Source organism: Stenotrophomonas sp. Steno-Z10-HUANG (genome assembly GCF_056393075.1).
The window spans coordinates 193066-208458 of sequence record NZ_JBWJPA010000005.1 but is presented as its reverse complement, the minus strand read 5'-3'; the positions used below and the strand labels follow the sequence as shown (position 1 = coordinate 208458).

Annotated in this window: 14 protein-coding genes; 10 read left to right on the top strand and 4 right to left on the bottom strand. The window is 69.7% G+C overall.

The window, feature by feature from the left end; genetic code table 11:
- Positions 1-68 precede the first annotated feature (68 nt).
- Positions 69-740 (bottom strand): TetR family transcriptional regulator, encoded by a 672-nt coding sequence (locus tag AC06E6_RS09195; RefSeq protein WP_161615307.1) that lies wholly within the window; start codon positions 738-740, stop codon positions 69-71.
- Positions 741-954: 214 nt separating this feature from the next.
- Between AC06E6_RS09195 and AC06E6_RS09190 the strand changes: the two genes are divergently transcribed.
- Together AC06E6_RS09190 and smeE are read left to right on the top strand one after the other, a co-directional pair.
- A complete protein-coding gene (locus AC06E6_RS09190) occupies positions 955-2127 on the top strand; it encodes an efflux RND transporter periplasmic adaptor subunit (protein WP_161615308.1) in 1173 nt (390 codons plus the stop codon).
- A gap of 12 nt (positions 2128-2139) precedes the next feature.
- Positions 2140-5286, top strand: coding sequence for a multidrug efflux RND transporter permease subunit SmeE (smeE, locus tag AC06E6_RS09185; protein ID WP_313249321.1), 3147 nt, complete (start codon positions 2140-2142; stop codon positions 5284-5286).
- A gap of 79 nt (positions 5287-5365) precedes the next feature.
- Here smeE and AC06E6_RS09180 read toward each other — a convergent pair whose 3' ends face one another.
- Both AC06E6_RS09180 and AC06E6_RS09175 read right to left on the bottom strand, forming a co-directional pair.
- Positions 5366-5617: a hypothetical protein gene (locus AC06E6_RS09180; RefSeq protein ID WP_161615312.1), complete on the bottom strand. Its 252-nt coding sequence runs from the start codon at positions 5615-5617 to the stop codon at positions 5366-5368.
- A 181-nt stretch (positions 5618-5798) separates the two neighbouring features.
- Positions 5799-6251, bottom strand: coding sequence for a nucleoside deaminase (locus AC06E6_RS09175; RefSeq protein WP_240213311.1), 453 nt, complete (start codon positions 6249-6251; stop codon positions 5799-5801).
- A 92-nt stretch (positions 6252-6343) separates the two neighbouring features.
- Here AC06E6_RS09175 and ubiE point away from each other — a divergent pair, with 92 nt between their 5' ends.
- The 5 genes from ubiE (at position 6344) to AC06E6_RS09150 (ending at position 10828) form a co-directional block, all read left to right on the top strand.
- Positions 6344-7108, top strand: coding sequence for a bifunctional demethylmenaquinone methyltransferase/2-methoxy-6-polyprenyl-1,4-benzoquinol methylase UbiE (gene ubiE, locus AC06E6_RS09170; protein ID WP_054662867.1), 765 nt, complete (start codon positions 6344-6346; stop codon positions 7106-7108).
- A 114-nt stretch (positions 7109-7222) separates the two neighbouring features.
- The gene (locus AC06E6_RS09165) at positions 7223-9157 is read left to right on the top strand and encodes a M1 family metallopeptidase (protein ID WP_478061052.1); all 1935 of its coding nucleotides are present in this window, start codon (positions 7223-7225) and stop codon (positions 9155-9157) included.
- A gap of 164 nt (positions 9158-9321) precedes the next feature.
- Positions 9322-10062 carry a hypothetical protein gene (locus AC06E6_RS09160; RefSeq protein WP_478061051.1) on the top strand — a complete coding sequence of 247 codons (741 nt, stop codon included), beginning with the start codon at positions 9322-9324 and terminating at the stop codon, positions 10060-10062.
- Between the two features lie 68 nt (positions 10063-10130).
- A complete protein-coding gene (locus AC06E6_RS09155; RefSeq protein ID WP_478061050.1) occupies positions 10131-10589 on the top strand; it encodes a hypothetical protein in 459 nt (152 codons plus the stop codon).
- On the top strand, positions 10589-10828 hold the full coding sequence (locus tag AC06E6_RS09150; protein ID WP_313249313.1) for a hypothetical protein: 240 nt from the start codon (positions 10589-10591) through the stop codon (positions 10826-10828). The genes AC06E6_RS09155 and AC06E6_RS09150 overlap by 1 nt, the downstream gene beginning before the upstream one ends.
- Before the next feature lie 592 nt (positions 10829-11420).
- Here the strand turns inward: AC06E6_RS09150 and AC06E6_RS09145 are convergent.
- Positions 11421-12353, bottom strand: coding sequence for a carbohydrate kinase family protein (locus tag AC06E6_RS09145; RefSeq protein ID WP_478061048.1), 933 nt, complete (start codon positions 12351-12353; stop codon positions 11421-11423).
- A gap of 275 nt (positions 12354-12628) precedes the next feature.
- Here AC06E6_RS09145 and AC06E6_RS09140 point away from each other — a divergent pair, with 275 nt between their 5' ends.
- From AC06E6_RS09140 to mreD, 3 genes are all read left to right on the top strand, one after another.
- Positions 12629-13675, top strand: a complete 1047-nt coding sequence (locus AC06E6_RS09140; protein WP_054662886.1) for a rod shape-determining protein — start codon at positions 12629-12631, stop codon at positions 13673-13675.
- A 126-nt stretch (positions 13676-13801) separates the two neighbouring features.
- Complete coding sequence (gene mreC, locus AC06E6_RS09135) at positions 13802-14908, top strand: rod shape-determining protein MreC (RefSeq protein ID WP_478061046.1); 1107 nt, start codon at positions 13802-13804, stop codon at positions 14906-14908.
- A complete protein-coding gene (mreD, locus tag AC06E6_RS09130) occupies positions 14905-15390 on the top strand; it encodes a rod shape-determining protein MreD (RefSeq protein ID WP_161615648.1) in 486 nt (161 codons plus the stop codon). Before mreC ends, mreD begins: the two co-directional genes overlap by 4 nt.
- Positions 15391-15393 lie beyond the last annotated feature (3 nt).

The following is a 15393-nucleotide window of genomic DNA, read 5'->3' as shown; positions in this document are numbered from 1 at the left end:
ACCGCCTGTGCGACGACGGCGCCCCCTGTGGGCGCCGTCGTCGTTCCGGGCGCCGCCAGGGCGGGGCGTCAGGTATCCCAGCCCGCGCTGTCGTCGTGCGCCGGGAACACGCCCGGCTGGAACACCCCCTCGCGGACGTAGGCCTGCAGCACCACGTCCATCACCATCAGCCCGTCGCGCTCCAGGTCGTACTCTTCCGGCTGCGCCATGGCGTTGTACAGCGCGCCGGTCAGGCTGATGTGCAGCATGCGGCTGGCGGTGGCCGCGTCGACCCCGGGGCGCAGCTGCCCCAGTTCGCGCGCGCGCTCCAGGGTGCGGGTGACCATGTCCAGCTCCTCCTGCGAGTTCTGGCGCTGCATCGCCTGGATGCTCAGGCTTTCGCTGGACTGCTCGCTGCGCAGCAGGATCTCCATCAGGCTGCGTTGCCGCGGGTCGCCGGCCAGTTCGGCGAGCGAAACGCGGATGACCTCGCGCAGGTCCAGGATCGGCGTCTGCCGCTGCGGTGCGTAGGTGCGCTGCAGGCGCTGCACGAACGGCATGCGGTCGCGCTCGATCATCGCCTCCAGCACTTCGGTCTTGTTCCGGAAATGCCAGTACACCGCGCCGCGGGTATAGCCGGCGCGGGTGGCGATCATCGCCAGCGTGGTGCCCACCACCCCGTGTTCGTGGAAACAGGCGATCGCCGCGTCGAGGATGCCCTCGCGGGTCGCCTGTGCGTCCTCTTTGCTCTTACGCGCCATCGCAGTGCCGTTGCACACAACTGACATGAAACATGTCTGAATTCTACCAATTTACAAACAGACATGCATGTATGTATTCTTCCGCGCTCTTTTGCCGTCATTCGATCGCGGTAACGTGCGCAGGCCCTTCCTGTGCGCCGCCGCGGGTGGCCGCCGTCCAGGGCGGGCCGGCCCGGTCGCATGGCCTCCTTCCTTACTGCCGAGTTTCCCCGCCATGAGTCGATCGATTCTCCGCCCCGTCCTCCTGTCGCTGCTGGTCGCCGGCGCACTGGCCGCCTGTGGCGGGCAGCCGCCGCAGCAGGGTGGTGGCCCCGGGCAGGTCACCGTCGTCACCCTGAAGGCCGAGCCCGTCACCCTGACCCGCGAACTGGTCGGCCGTGCCACCGGCTACCAGGTGGCCGAAGTGCGGCCGCAGGTCAGCGGCATCGTCGCCCGGCGCCTGTTCACCGAGGGCAGCGTGGTCAAGCAGGGCCAGCCGCTGTACCAGCTCGACGACGCCGCCTACCGTGCCCAGGCCAACAGCGCGCGGGCGCAGCTGGCGCGCGCCGAAGCCAGCGCCAACGCCGCGCGGCTGGCCGCGCGGCGCAGTACCGAGCTGGTCAAGAGCCGGGTGATCAGCGTGCAGGACGACGAGAACGCGCAGGCGGCCTGGAAGCAGGCCGAGGCCGACGTCGGTGCCGCCCGCGCCGCGCTGGACGCGGCCAACGTCACCCTGGGCTATGCCCGCATCACCGCGCCGATCAGCGGCCAGATCGGCAAGTCCAGCGTCACCCAGGGCGCGCTGGTCAATGCCGGCCAGGCCGAAGCGCTGGCCACCATCAACCAGCTGGACCCGATCTACATCGACGTCAGCCAGTCCTCGGCCGAGCTGCTGCAGCTGCGCCGCGAGCTGGCCGCCGGGCGCCTGCAGGGCGCGACCGGGCTGCCGGTGGACATCGTGCTGGAAGACGGCAGCACGTACGCGCACAAGGGCACGCTGGAGTTCTCCGAGGTCAGTGTCGACCCCGGCACCGGCAGCTATGGCCTGCGGGTGCGGGTGGACAATCCCGAGCAGGTGCTGATGCCGGGCATGTTCGTGCGTGCGGTGCTGGGCAGCGGCGTGCGCCAGGACGCGCTGCTGGTGCCGATGCAGGGCATCACCCGCGACCCCAAGGGCAATGCGAGCGCGATGGTGGTCGATGGCGAGGGCAAGGTCGCCCAGCGCGCGGTCACCGTCAGCCGTGCCATCGGCGACAAGTGGCTGGTCGAGGACGGCCTGAAGGCCGGCGACAAGGTCATCGTCGAGGGCCTGCAGAAGATCGGCCCGGGCATGCCGGTGCAGGCCACCGAGAAGGGTGCCGAGCCCGCCAAGCCCGCGGCGCCCGCCGCGCCGGCCGCCCAGCAGTAAGCGGAGACATCCATGGCTCGCTTCTTCATTGATCGGCCCATCTTCGCGTGGGTCATCGCCATCATCATCATGCTCGCCGGCGCGCTGGCGATGCTCAAGCTGCCGGTCTCGATGTACCCGGAGGTCGCGCCGCCGGCGGTATCGATCTCGGCCAGTTACCCGGGTGCGTCGGCCAAGGTGGTCGAGGACTCGGTGACGCAGATCATCGAGCAGAACATGAAGGGCCTGGACGGGCTGATCTACTTCTCGTCGAACAGCTCTTCCAACGGCCAGGCCAGCATCACCCTGACCTTCGAGAGCGGCACCAACCCGGACATCGCCCAGGTGCAGGTGCAGAACAAGCTGCAGCTGGCGATGCCGCTGCTGCCGCAGGAAGTGCAGCGCCAGGGCATCAACGTCGCCAAGTCCAGCTCGGGCTTCCTCAACGTCGTCGGCTTCGTGTCCGAGGACGGCAGCATGGACGAGCACGACATCTCCGATTACGTCGGCTCCAACGTCCTGGACCCGCTCAGCCGGGTGCCGGGCGTGGGCTCGATCGAGGTGTTCGGCGGCAAGTACGCCATGCGCATCTGGCTGGACCCGAACAAGCTGCAGACCTACCGAGTCTCGGTGGACGAGGTGAGCGCGGCGGTACGCGCGCAGAACGCGCAGGTGGCCGTGGGCCAGCTGGGCGGCGCGCCGGCGGTGAAGGGCCAGCAGCTCAACGCCACCATCAACGCGCAGGACCGGCTGCAGACCCCGCAGCAGTTCCGCGACATCGTGCTGCGCATCGAGGCCGACGGCTCGACGCTGCGGCTGGGCGACGTGGCGCGGGTGGAACTGGGCGCGGAAACCTACGACTTCGTGACCCGCTACAACGGCAAGCCGGCCTCCGGCCTGGCCGTCACCCTGGCCACCGGCGCCAACGCGCTGGACACCGCCGAAGGCGTGCGCAAGACCCTGGACGAGCTGGCGGCCAATTTCCCGCACGGGCTCAAGGCGGTGATCCCGTACGACACCACGCCGTTCGTGAAGGTGTCGATCAAGGGCGTGGTCAAGACGCTGCTCGAGGCGATCGTGCTGGTGTTCCTGGTCATGTACCTGTTCCTGCAGAACTTCCGCGCCACGCTGATCCCGACGATCGCGGTGCCGGTGGTGCTGCTGGGCACGTTCGGCATCCTTGCCGCGCTGGGCTTCTCGATCAACATGCTGACCATGTTCGCCATGGTGCTGGCGATCGGCCTGCTGGTGGACGACGCCATCGTGGTGGTGGAGAACGTCGAGCGCATCATGTCCGAGGAAGGGCTGTCGCCGCTGGAGGCCACGCGCAAGTCGATGGGGCAGATCACCGGCGCGCTGGTCGGCATCGGCCTGGTGCTGTCGGCGGTGTTCGTGCCGATGGCGTTCATGAGCGGCTCCACCGGCGTGATCTACCGCCAGTTCTCGGCGACCATCGTCTCGGCGATGGCGCTGTCGGTGCTGGTGGCGATCGTGCTGACCCCGGCGCTGTGCGCGACCATGCTCAAGCCGCTGAAGAAGGGCGAGCACCATGTCGCCCACCGCGGCCTGGCCGGGCGCTTCTTCAACGGCTTCAACAATGGCTTCGACCGCACCAGCGCGACCTACCAGCGCGGCGTGCGCGGGATCCTGGCGCGGCCGTGGCGGTTCATGGCGGTGTTCGCGGCGCTGGCGGTGGCCATGGCGGTGCTGTTCATGCGCCTGCCCAGCTCGTTCCTGCCCAACGAGGACCAGGGCATCCTGATGGCGCTGGTGCAGGCGCCGGTGGGCGCCACCCAGGAGCGCACGCTGGAGTCGATCTACAAGCTGGAGGACCACTTCCTGCAGAACGAGAAGGACGCGGTGGAATCGGTGTTCTCGGTGCAGGGCTTCAGCTTCTCCGGCATGGGCCAGAACTCGGGCATGGCGTTCGTCAAGCTCAAGGACTGGGACGAGCGTACCGCCGACCAGGGCGTGGGCCCGGTCACCGGGCGGGCGATGGCCGCGCTGGGGCAGATCAAGGACGCCTTCATCTTCGCCTTCCCGCCGCCGGCGATGCCGGAGCTGGGTACCGCCTCGGGCTACACCTTCTTCCTGAAGGACAACACCGGGCAGGGCCACGAGGCGCTGGTCAACGCGCGCAACCAGCTGCTGGGCATGGCCGCCAGGAGCAGCAAGCTGGCCAACGTCCGCCCCAACGGCCTGGACGATACCCCGCAGCTGCGGCTGGACATCGACGTGGCCAAGGCCGGCGCCCACGGGCTGTCGCTGGATGCGATCAACAGTACCCTGGCCACCGCGTGGGGCTCGAGCTACGTCGACGATTTCATCGACCGCGGCCGGGTCAAGCGCGTGTACATGCAGGCCGACGACGGCTTCCGCATGAACCCGGAGGACTTCAACCTGTGGACGGTGAAGAACAGCGCCGGGCAGATGGTGCCGTTCTCGGCCTTCGCCAGCCAGCGTTGGGACTACGGTTCGCCGCGGCTGGAGCGCTACAACGGCGTGTCCGCGCTGGAAATCCAGGGTGAGGCCGCGCCGGGCGTGGCCTCGGGCGACGCCATGGCCGAAGTGGAGAAGCTGGCCAGCCAGCTGCCGCCGGGCTTCAGCATCGAGTGGACCGCGGTGTCCTACCAGGAGCGCGAGGCCGGGGCGCAGACGCCGCTGCTGTACACCCTGTCGCTGCTGATCGTGTTCTTGTGCCTGGCCGCGCTGTACGAGAGCTGGAGCGTGCCGACGGCGGTGCTGCTGGTGGCGCCGCTGGGCATCCTCGGCGCGGTGCTGGCCAACACCTTCCGCGGCATGGAGCGCGACGTCTATTTCCAGGTGGCGATGCTGACCACGGTGGGCCTGACCTCGAAGAACGCGATCCTGATCGTCGAGTTCGCCAAGGAGCACCTGGAGAAGGGCGCGGGCGTGATCGAGGCGACGATGCATGCGGTACGCGACCGCCTGCGCCCGATCGTGATGACCTCGCTGGCGTTCGGCCTGGGCGTGCTGCCGCTGGCCATCGCTTCGGGCGCCGGTTCCGGCGCGCAGCGCGCCATCGGCACCGGCGTACTGGGCGGCATGATCGCCGGCACCGTGCTTGGCCTGTTCTTCATCCCGCTGTTCTTCGTGGTGGTGCAGCGCCTGTTCAATCGGCGCCGCCTGGCCGCGAACGGGGAACCGCCGCAGGCCTGACCGCTGCGCGGCGCTGGTCGCCGCGCCGGCATGGCGCCGCCGGGGCATGCCCCGGCGGCGTCGTCACGTGCCCTGGCGGTCAGTCCGGGCGGACCGCCGCATCCACCAGCTGCGCCTCCTCCACCGCCCCCAGGCGCTGGGCGAAGGCGGCCATGCGGTTGCACAGTTCGGCGCGGTGCTCGGGGAAGGCGGCGGCCAGCTCGTTCTGGATCTGCTGGTAGGCGTCCCAGAAGGCGGCGGAGCGGCGATGGCGGGCATAGTGGGCGCGCAGGCGTTCGCCGGCCTGGCGCAGCGATTCCCGATGGCGTCCGTGTACGGGCGGAATATGCATCGCGTCACCTTGATGGCAGTGCCCCCTGCATGATCGAGCATAGCCGGTGTCGATGACGCCGGGGTGGCAGTGCGATGGCGGAACTGCCTGGATGTGGACTGCGTCACACCCGGCGCGCTGGCGGCCGAACGGAGCAGCCGCGCGCGGCGCGGCCGCGGTCCTGCGCGGGCGCCGTGGCACCTTACTCGCCGATGTCCTCGTTCCAGACCTCGGGGTTGTCGGCGATGAAGCCGCGCATCATCGCGATGCAGCCGGCATCGTTCAGGTCGATGACCCTGACCCCGTTCTCGCGCAGCCAGTCGATGCCGCCGGCGAAGGTGACCGATTCGCCGACCACCACGGTGCCGATGTTGAACTGGCGCACCAGCCCGGAGCAGTACCAGCACGGGGCCAGGGTGGTGACCATGATGGTGTCGCGGTAGCCGCGCTGGCGGCCGGCCTTGCGGAAGGCGTCGGTTTCGCCGTGGATGGAGGGGTCGCCCTCCTGCACCCGGCGGTTGTGGCCGCAGCCGAGCAGGCGGCCGTCGTTGTGGTACAGCGCCGCGCCGATCGGGATGCCGCCCTCGGCCAGGCCCTGGCGGGCCTCGGCGATGGCGGTGTCGAGCAGGGCGCGGTAGTCGGGGGTGGCGATCATCGGGGCAGGGATCCGTCGGGTGGCCGGCCATGATAACGGCGCCTTCCCGGAGCCCGCCGCGCCGCCGCCGCGGGAGTGCGATAATCGGCCGCATGAGCGAATCCCCCTACAAGAGCGGCACCACCCACTTCGGCTTCCGCGACGTGCCGGCCAAGGACAAGCAGAAGCTTGTCGGCCAAGTGTTCACGTCGGTGGCCGACAACTACGACCTGATGAACGACCTGATGAGCCTGGGCATCCATCGGTTGTGGAAGCGCTACTTCGTGGCCACCGCCCAGGTGAAGCCGGGCGACCGCGTGCTCGACCTGGCCGGCGGCACCGGCGACATCGCCGTGCTGCTCAAGGAGCGGCTCGGCGCCGAGGGCAGCGTGGTGCTGGGCGACATCAATGCCGGCATGCTGTCGGTGGGCCGCGACCGCCTGACCAACCGCGGCCACGTGTCCGGCTTCGAGTGGGTGCAGCTCAACGCCGAGGCGCTGCCGTTCCCGGACCAGAGCTTCGACCTGGTGACCATTTCCTTCGGCCTGCGCAACGTCACCGACAAGGACGCCGCGCTGCGCGAGATGTACCGCGTGCTCAAGGTCGGCGGCCAGGCGCGCGTGCTGGAGTTCTCCGAAGTCACCGCCGACTGGTTCAAGCCGATCTACGACTTCCACTCGTTCAAGGTGCTGCCGCGGCTGGGCAAGCTGTTCGCGCGCGGCGACGGCGACAGCTACCAGTACCTGGCCGAGAGCATCCGCAAGCATCCGCCGCAGGAAGAACTCAAGGCGATGATGGCCGAGGCCGGCTTCGCGCGCTGCCATTACAAGAACCTCAGCGGCGGCATCGTCGCCATCCACTCCGGCTACAAGATCTAGGAGTGAGTGAAGAGGAGTGAGCAGCAAGAGACAGCGGATTTGCCCGCGCTCCTGCTTCTGCCTTCTCTCACATCTCACTCCTCTTCACTCACTCCTCAGCTCCCTAGGAATCCCATGCGTTCACCCTTCCTGATGCTGCCCCTGGCCGTCGCGCTCGCCGCCGGCTGCGCCAAGGACCCCGCCGCCCCCGTCGCCGCCCCCGTCGCCGAGAAGCCCGCCGCCGCCGTGAACACCGTCAGCCGCAGTCACGATGAAAGCTCCTACGCCGAGCCGGACAAGGTGGTCATCAAGGACCTGGCGCTGGACCTGAAGGTCGATTTCGAGCAGAAGCAGATCGGCGGCACCGCCACCTATGCGCTGGAGTGGAAGGACAAGGCCGCCAGGCAGCTGGTGCTGGACACCCGCGAACTGAGCATCGCCAAGGTCGAGGCGCTGGCCGCCGACGGCGCCGCCACGCCGCTGCAGTTCGAGCTGGCGCCGGCGGACAAGGTGTTCGGCAGCAAGCTGACCATCCAGGCTCCGGAGCAGCCGGCCAGCGTGCGCATCACCTACCACACCGCGCCGACCGCCTCGGGCCTGCAGTGGCTGGAGCCGTCGATGACCGAGGGCAAGAAGCTGCCCTTCATGTTCAGCCAGTCGCAGGCCATCCACGCGCGTTCGTGGGTGCCGCTGCAGGACACCCCGAGCGTGCGCTTCACCTACAGCGCGCACGTGGCCAGCCGCCCGGACGTGATGGTGCTGATGAGCGCCGACAACGACCCGAAGGCGGCCCGTGACGGCGACTACACCTTCAAGATGCCGCAGCCGATCCCGTCCTACCTGCTGGCCATCGCCGCCGGCGACCTGGTGTTCGAGCCGATCTCGCTGCGCTCGGGCGTGTGGGCCGAGCCGGCCATGGTCAACAAGGCGGCCAAGGAGTTCGAGGACACCGAGAAGATGATCGGTGCCGCCGAGAAGCTGTACGGCGAATACCGCTGGGGCCGCTACGACATGCTGGTGCTGCCGCCGTCGTTCCCGTTCGGCGGCATGGAGAACCCGCGCCTGACCTTCGCCACCCCGACCGTGATCGTCGGCGACAAGTCGCTGGTCTCGCTGGTCGCCCATGAGCTGGCGCACAGCTGGTCGGGCAACCTGGTGACCAACGCCAGCTGGAAGGACATCTGGCTCAACGAAGGCTTCACCACCTACGTGCAGGCGCGCATCACCGAAGCGCTGTACGGCCAGGAGGCGGCCGAGATGGAGCGCGAGATCGACCAGACCGACCTGCTCAACGAAGTGAAGGACATGAGCCCGGCCGACCAGGCGCTGGCGCTGCCGCCGCTGACCGAGCGCGACCCGGACGACGCGCTGAGCCAGGTGGCCTACGTCAAGGGCGCATGGTTCCTGCAGTTCCTGGAGCAGCGCTTCGGCCGCGAGGTGTTCGATCCGTTCCTGCGCGGCTGGTTCGATGACCATGCCTTCCAGAGCGCCAACACCGACCAGTTCGTCGAGTATCTGAAGAAGAACCTGCTGCCGAAGAACCCGACCGCGGTGAGCGACGCCGAACTGCACGCGTGGCTGGAAGAACCGGGCATCCCGTCGTTCGCACCGAAGGCGCGCTCGCGCGGCTTCGCCGTGGTCGATACCGCGCGCATCGCCTGGCTGGGCAGCGAGCAGCTGCCGAGCAACCAGGTGACCAGCCAGTGGACCACCCAGGAGTGGGTGCGCTTCATCGACGGCCTGGGCAAGACCGTGCCGGTGGCCAAGCTCGAGCAGCTGGACAAGGGCTACCACTTCACCGGCACCCCGAACGGCGAGATCGCCATGCGCTGGTATCCGCTGGCCATCCGCAGCGGTTATACCCAGGCCCAGCCGGCCGCCGGCGAGTTCATCCAGAAGGTCGGCCGCCGCAAGCTGATCCTGCCGATCTACGCCGAGCTGCTGAAGACCCCCGAAGGCCTGGCCTTCGCCAAGGAGGTATTCGCCAGGGCCAAGCCGGGCTATCACCCGATCACCACCGCCTCGGTGGCCGACATGATCGCCAAGGCCGAGGCCGCGCCCAAGCCGTAACCGGCGCATAGCGGCAGCACCGACAACGGCGGGCCCCCGGGCCCGCCGTTTCTGTCTGGGCCAGGGCGGGCACCGCAGCGGCAGGGCTGGGGTTCGCGGCAGCGGATGTTTAAAGTGGGCGCCACCGCGCGGCATTGCCGCGCCTGTCCACGCGGAGTCGCTCGATGAAACCCCTGACCCTTGGCGCCCTGTGCGTCGTCGCCCTGGCCGCCTGCAGCAACCCGGAAGCGGAGCGCCAGCAGCAGGCCGCCGCCGCCGCCCAGGAGCGTGCCCGGCGCGAGGCTGATGCCGACGGCATCGCCAGGCTCTACGACGCGGCGGTGACCGCCACCGAATGGGAGAAGGCGCGCGTCCATGGCGCCGCGCTGCTCGACCAGTTCCCCGACTCGGACGCCGCCCGCCGCATCGAACCCGGCTTCGCCGAAGTGAAGGAAAAGGCCGAGGCCGCGCGCGAGCTGCGTCGCATGCAGGGCCTGTGGAGCTACAACCAGGTATCGGTGGGCAGCAAGGGCGTGCAGCGCTCGGCGCTGATCCAGGGCAAGGAGCGGGTCGATGTCGACGGCAGCGGCCCGAAGGTGGTGCAGCTGGTGTTCCGCGACCATCCCGAATGGAAGCGCCACGCCTACCTGGTGCTGCAGAGCGGCGACTTCGCCAAGGCCTGCTACGGCAGCTGCCAGGTCACGGTGACGGTGGACGACCAGGCGCCACGGCGGATGGCCGCGTACCGCCCGGATACCGACGAGGCGATCGCCATGTTCATCACCGACAACCGTGGCCTGTGGCGGCTGGCGCGCAAGGCCACGGCGGTGCGCATCGAATTCCCGGTGAAGGCCGGCGGCACCCGCACCGCGGTCTTCGAGACCGGTGGCCTGGATGGCAGCCAGATGCCCGCGGGCTGGGATTGAGCGGCATGCGCAGGGATGCCGGCTGCATGCCGCGACGCCGTGGCGCGCCGCGCGCGTACTGGCCATGCGTGCTGATCGCGCTGCTGTGGCTGCCGCAGGCGCCGGCGTTCGCCTGCGGCAGCCTGCCCGCCGACATGCAGCGCCGGCTCGTGGCCGGGGACCTGCGACAGCAACAGGCGTTGGCCGCCGCGCTGGCCGCCGAGGCCGACGCCATCGTAATCGCCGACGTCGTGGCGCTCACTCCGGGCGATGCCCGGGTGCATGTACGCCAGTGGATCAAGGGGGCAGGGGATGCGGCGCTGCAGGTGGCGCCGGCGAACCGGTTCGACGCCATCGGCTGCCTGCCGTCGGCGGAGTTCCGTAACGTCGCGCTACGTTCCGGGGAGGCCTACCTGCTGTACCTGGCCGGCGGCGGCGTACTGCGTGCGGGCCACCTGCGGCGCGGGCCTCGGGAGCTCACCCTGGAACAGGAGCTGGCGCAGGTGCGTGGGGCGGGGGTGTTGCCGGCAACGACGGAGGTGCGGTGATGGATCTGGCGATCGTGCTCGTGGTCAGCCTGCTGGCCATTGCCCTGCACGTGGCGTTGTACCTGCTGTTCCGGCGCTGGATGGACCGTGACCTGGCGCTGTCGCTGGCCGGCGACGACGCCGGCAAGCGTTGCTACATGCTCGATTGCCTGCAGCGGGCCAGGCGCGACGGCGTGCGCAGGCGTGACCTGCCGGCCTGGCTGGAGCATGAGGCCGCCCGCTACGAACCGCGCGCATGAGTCCTGGCCGCGCGGCCAGAACGCGGGCCCGGAGGTGATCCGTAGGTGCGGGGCTTGCCCCGCACGGGGACTTTGCGGGTAATGGCCCCGTGCCGGGCAAGCCCGGCACCTACACGAATGGCGGCGCCCTTTCCGCAGGTGTGTCCCGGCCTCGCGGTCAGAACGCGGGCCCGGAGGTGATCCGTAGCTGCGGGGCTTGCCCCGCACGGGGGCTTTGCGGGTAACGGCCCCGTGCCGGGCAAGCCCGGCACCTACGCGAAGAGCGGCGCCCTTTCCGCAGGTGTGCCCCGGCCTCGCGGTCAGAACGCGGGCCCGGAGGTGATCCGTAGATGCGGGGCTTGCCCCGCATGATGGCTTTGCGGGTAAGGGCCCCGTGCCGGGCAAGCCCGGCACCTACACGAATGGCGGCGCCCTTTCCGCAGGTGTGTCCCGGCCTCGCGGTCAGAACGCGGGCCCGGAGGTAGTCCGTAGGTGCGGGGCTTGCCCCGCACGGGGGCTTTGCGGGCAATGGCTGCGTGCCGGGCAAGCCCGGCACCTACCACGAAAAACGGCGCCTTCCGGCGCCGTTTCCGCAGGCGGCCTGGCGGCCGGGTCAGAGTGCGTAGCCGAACTGCTGCTTGAACTGCTCGTTGAACTCGTCGAAGTCGAAGCGCTGGTTCTGGGTGCCGGGGTGCTCCACCTTCAGCGCGCCCATCAGGTTGCCCATGCGGCCGATGGTCAGCCAGTCGTAGCCCTTCTGGATGCCGAAGATCAGGCCGGCGCGGAAGGCGTCGCCGCAGCCGGTCGGGTCGACCACGCGGCGCTCGTGCGCCGGCGGGATGTCGTAGCTCCTGTCCGGGGTGTGGATCACCGCGCCCTTGGGGCCGCGGGTGGTGATGTAGGCCTTGACCCGGCCGACGATCTCCTTCTCGTTCCAGCCGGTGCGCTCCTGCAGCAGGTTGGACTCGTAGTCGTTGACCACCACGTAGTCGGCCTGCTCGATGAAGGTGCGCAGTTCCGGGCCGTTGAACAGCGGCATGGCCTGGCCCGGGTCGAAGATGAACGGCACGCCCATCTCCTTGAATTCGATGGCGTTCTGGATCATGCCTTCGCGGCCGTCGGGGCCGACCAGGCCCAGGGTCACGCCCTGCACGTCCTTCACGTGGTTCTCGTAGGAGCGCATCATCGCGCCCGGGTGGAAGGCGGTGATCTGGTTGTTGTCGTGGTCGGTGGTGATGAACGCCTGCGGAGTGAACAGCTCCTCGATCACCCGCACCCGGCTCAGGTCGATGCCCAGCGCGTCGAAATGCTCGCGGTACGGGCCGAAGTCCGAGCCCACGGTGCCCATCGGGATCGGGTTGCCGCCGAGCAGGTGCAGGTTGTAGGCGATGTTGCCGGCGCAGCCGCCGAACTCGCGGCGCATGCGCGGCACCAGGAAGGACACGTTCAGGATGTGCACCTTGTCCGGCAGGATGTGGTTCTTGAACTGGTCCGGGAACACCATGATGGTGTCGAAGGCAAGGGAACCACAGATCAGAGCGGACATCGCGAACGGGCCTATACGGGTAAAGGGGAACCGCCGCCGTGCGGGCGCAGGCGGGGTGGCGCGGGCGCGCGCCAAAGTGCATAAGGGTACCGGCTGCGGCGGCGCGCGACCAGAAGCACGTGTCGCCGGCGAACCCCGGCGAGTGCCTCCAAACCCGCTGCGGGCATGGATTTTCCTTGCCCGTGCCGGGGTGGGTTGATAGGCTAGCCAACCTCGTTTTCTGCCCATTTTTTCGCCATCCGGCGTGGGCGCGCGCCCTCAGGATCACTCCCCAGATGTTCAAGAAGCTCCGCGGCATGTTCTCCAATGACCTGTCCATCGACCTGGGCACGGCCAACACCCTCATCTACGTGCGCGGGCAGGGGATCGTGCTGAACGAGCCGTCGGTCGTGGCCGTGCGCCAGGACCGCGCCATCGGCGGTACCCGCTCGGTGGCCGCCGTCGGCGCCGAGGCCAAGCAGATGCTCGGCCGTACCCCGGGGCACATCACCACCATCCGCCCGATGAAGGACGGTGTCATCGCCGACTTCACCTACACCGAGGCGATGCTCAAGCACTTCATCAAGAAGGTGCACAAGTCGCGCGTGCTGCGCCCGAGCCCGCGCGTGCTGGTGTGCGTGCCGGCCGGCTCGACCCAGGTCGAGCGCCGCGCCATCAAGGAATCGGCCGAGGAGGCCGGCGCGCGCGACGTGTACCTGATCGAGGAGCCGATGGCGGCAGCCATCGGCGCCGGCATGCCGGTCACCGAGGCGCGCGGCTCGATGGTCATCGACATCGGTGGCGGCACCACCGAGGTGGCGGTGATCTCGCTCAACGGCATCGTCTATTCGGCCTCGGTCCGCATCGGCGGCGACCGCTTCGACGAGTCGATCACCAACTACGTGCGCCGCAACCACGGCATGCTGATCGGCGAAGCCACCGCCGAGCGCATCAAGGTGGAACTGGGCTGCGCCTACCCGCAGGCCGAGGTGCAGGAGATGGAAATCTCCGGCCGCAACCTTGCCGAGGGCGTGCCGAAGATGATCAAGATCAGCTCCAACGAGGTGCTCGAGGCCCTGCACGAACCGCTGTCCGGGATCGTCTCGGCGGTCAAGCTGGCGCTGGAGCAGACCCCGCCGGAACTGTGCGCCGACGTCGCCGAGCGCGGCATCGTGCTCACCGGCGGTGGCGCCCTGCTGCGCGACCTGGACCGGCTGATCTCCGAGGAAACCGGCCTGCACGTGCAGGTGGCCGACGACCCGCTGACCTGCGTGGCGCGTGGCGGTGGCCGCGCGCTGGAGCTGGTCGACATGCACGGCAACGAGTTCTTTGCGCCGGAATAAGCCGCACCGGCCCGCTACCGCGCCCGCGCCTCTGCGGCGCGGTGCCCATGGCGCGCAGGCGCCGGGCATCGCACCGCCGGGGCGTCGTCGCATCCTTCTCCCGTATTTTTCCAGCTGAAGTCCGTCGTGCCGCCCTATGCCGGTCCCCCCGTAGCCTCCCGACAGGGCGACGCCAGCAGCACCCTGCGGTTACTGGCCTATCTGGCCCTGGCGATCACCCTGATCGTGCTGGACGACCAGGGCGGCTGGCTGTCGCGCCTGCGCACCCAGGCCGCGGTGGCGGTGCAGCCGGTGTGGGCGCTGGCCGGCCTGCCCGGGCGCCTGGGCGCCTCGGTGCGCGACAACGCCGCCAGCCACAACCAGCTGGTCGCCGAGAACCGCGAACTGCGCAACCAGCTGCTGCTGGCCAACGCGCGCCTGACCCGGCTGCAGACCGCGGCGCTGGACAACGCCCAGTTGCGCGAGCTGCTGAACGTGGCCGAGCGCGCCGGGCTGGACGTGCAACTGGCGCCGATCCTGGACATCGACCTGGACCCGGTGAAGCAGCGCCTGGTGCTGGATGCCGGCAGCCGCGAAGGCGTGCACATCGGCCAGGCGGTGATCGATGCCGGTGGCCTGATGGGGCAGGTGATCGCGGTGACCCCGCTGCATTCGACCGTGCTGCTGCTGACCGACCCCGACCACGCGGTGCCGGTGACGGTCGCGCGCAACGGCGTGCGCCTGATCGCCTATGGCCGCGGCGACCGCCTCGAACTGCGTGACATCCCGCTCAGCGCCGGGGTCGAGGTGGGCGACGAGATCGTCACCTCCGGGCTGGGCGGGCGTTTCCCGGCCGGTTTCCCGGTGGGCAGGATCGTGGAACTGCGGCCGGACGATACCCATGCCTTCCTGGTTGGCGCGCTGGAGCCGGCGGCCAAGCTGGACCGCGGCCGCGACGTGCTGCTGCTGCGCTCGGTGCCGCAGATCCCGCGCATGCCGGTGACCAGCGGCCTGGAGCCGCCGGGCGGCGGCGACACGGTGCCCGGCCCGCGTCCGGCGCCGGACAACGGGACATCCGGGGGGGCTGGCCCGCGTCCCGCGGCCGCGGCAACGCAGGGCGGCGCGGCCGATGCGCCGCGCCCGACCCCGCCGGCGCCGGCGCCGGAAAACGCCCCGCCCGCCGCCAACCCGCCTTCGCCCCGCCCCGCGACCTCCGGCCCCGCGCCCACGCTTCCACAGGAGACCCGGCCATGAGCCGCCTGCGCAACCGCGGCTGGGTACTGCCCGCCAGCATCGCGCTGGCCCTGCTGCTGGGGCTGGTGCCGTTGCCGGAACTGCTGCAGCCCATCCGCCCGTACTGGCTGGCGCTGGTGCTGGGCTACTGGGTGATCGAGACCCCGGAGCGGGTCGGGCTGGGCTTTGCCTTCATCATCGGCCTGCTGGCCGACCTGCTGTATGGCGGGATCCTCGGCGAGCAGGCGCTGCGGCTGGTGGTGTTCGCCTTCATCCTGCAGCGCTTCCGCGCGCGCATCCGCTTCTTCCCGCTGTCGCAGCAGGCGCTGGCGATCGGCGGGCTGCTGCTCAACGACCGCATCATCAGCGCCGCCGTGCACCTGTTCACCGCCGAGCCGCTGCTGCCGTGGAGCTACTGGTGGGCGCCGCTGCCGGGCATGCTGCTGTGGCTGCCGATCTACGTGCTGCTGGACGCCGCGCGGCTGGGCAAGCGCGGGCCCTGAGCC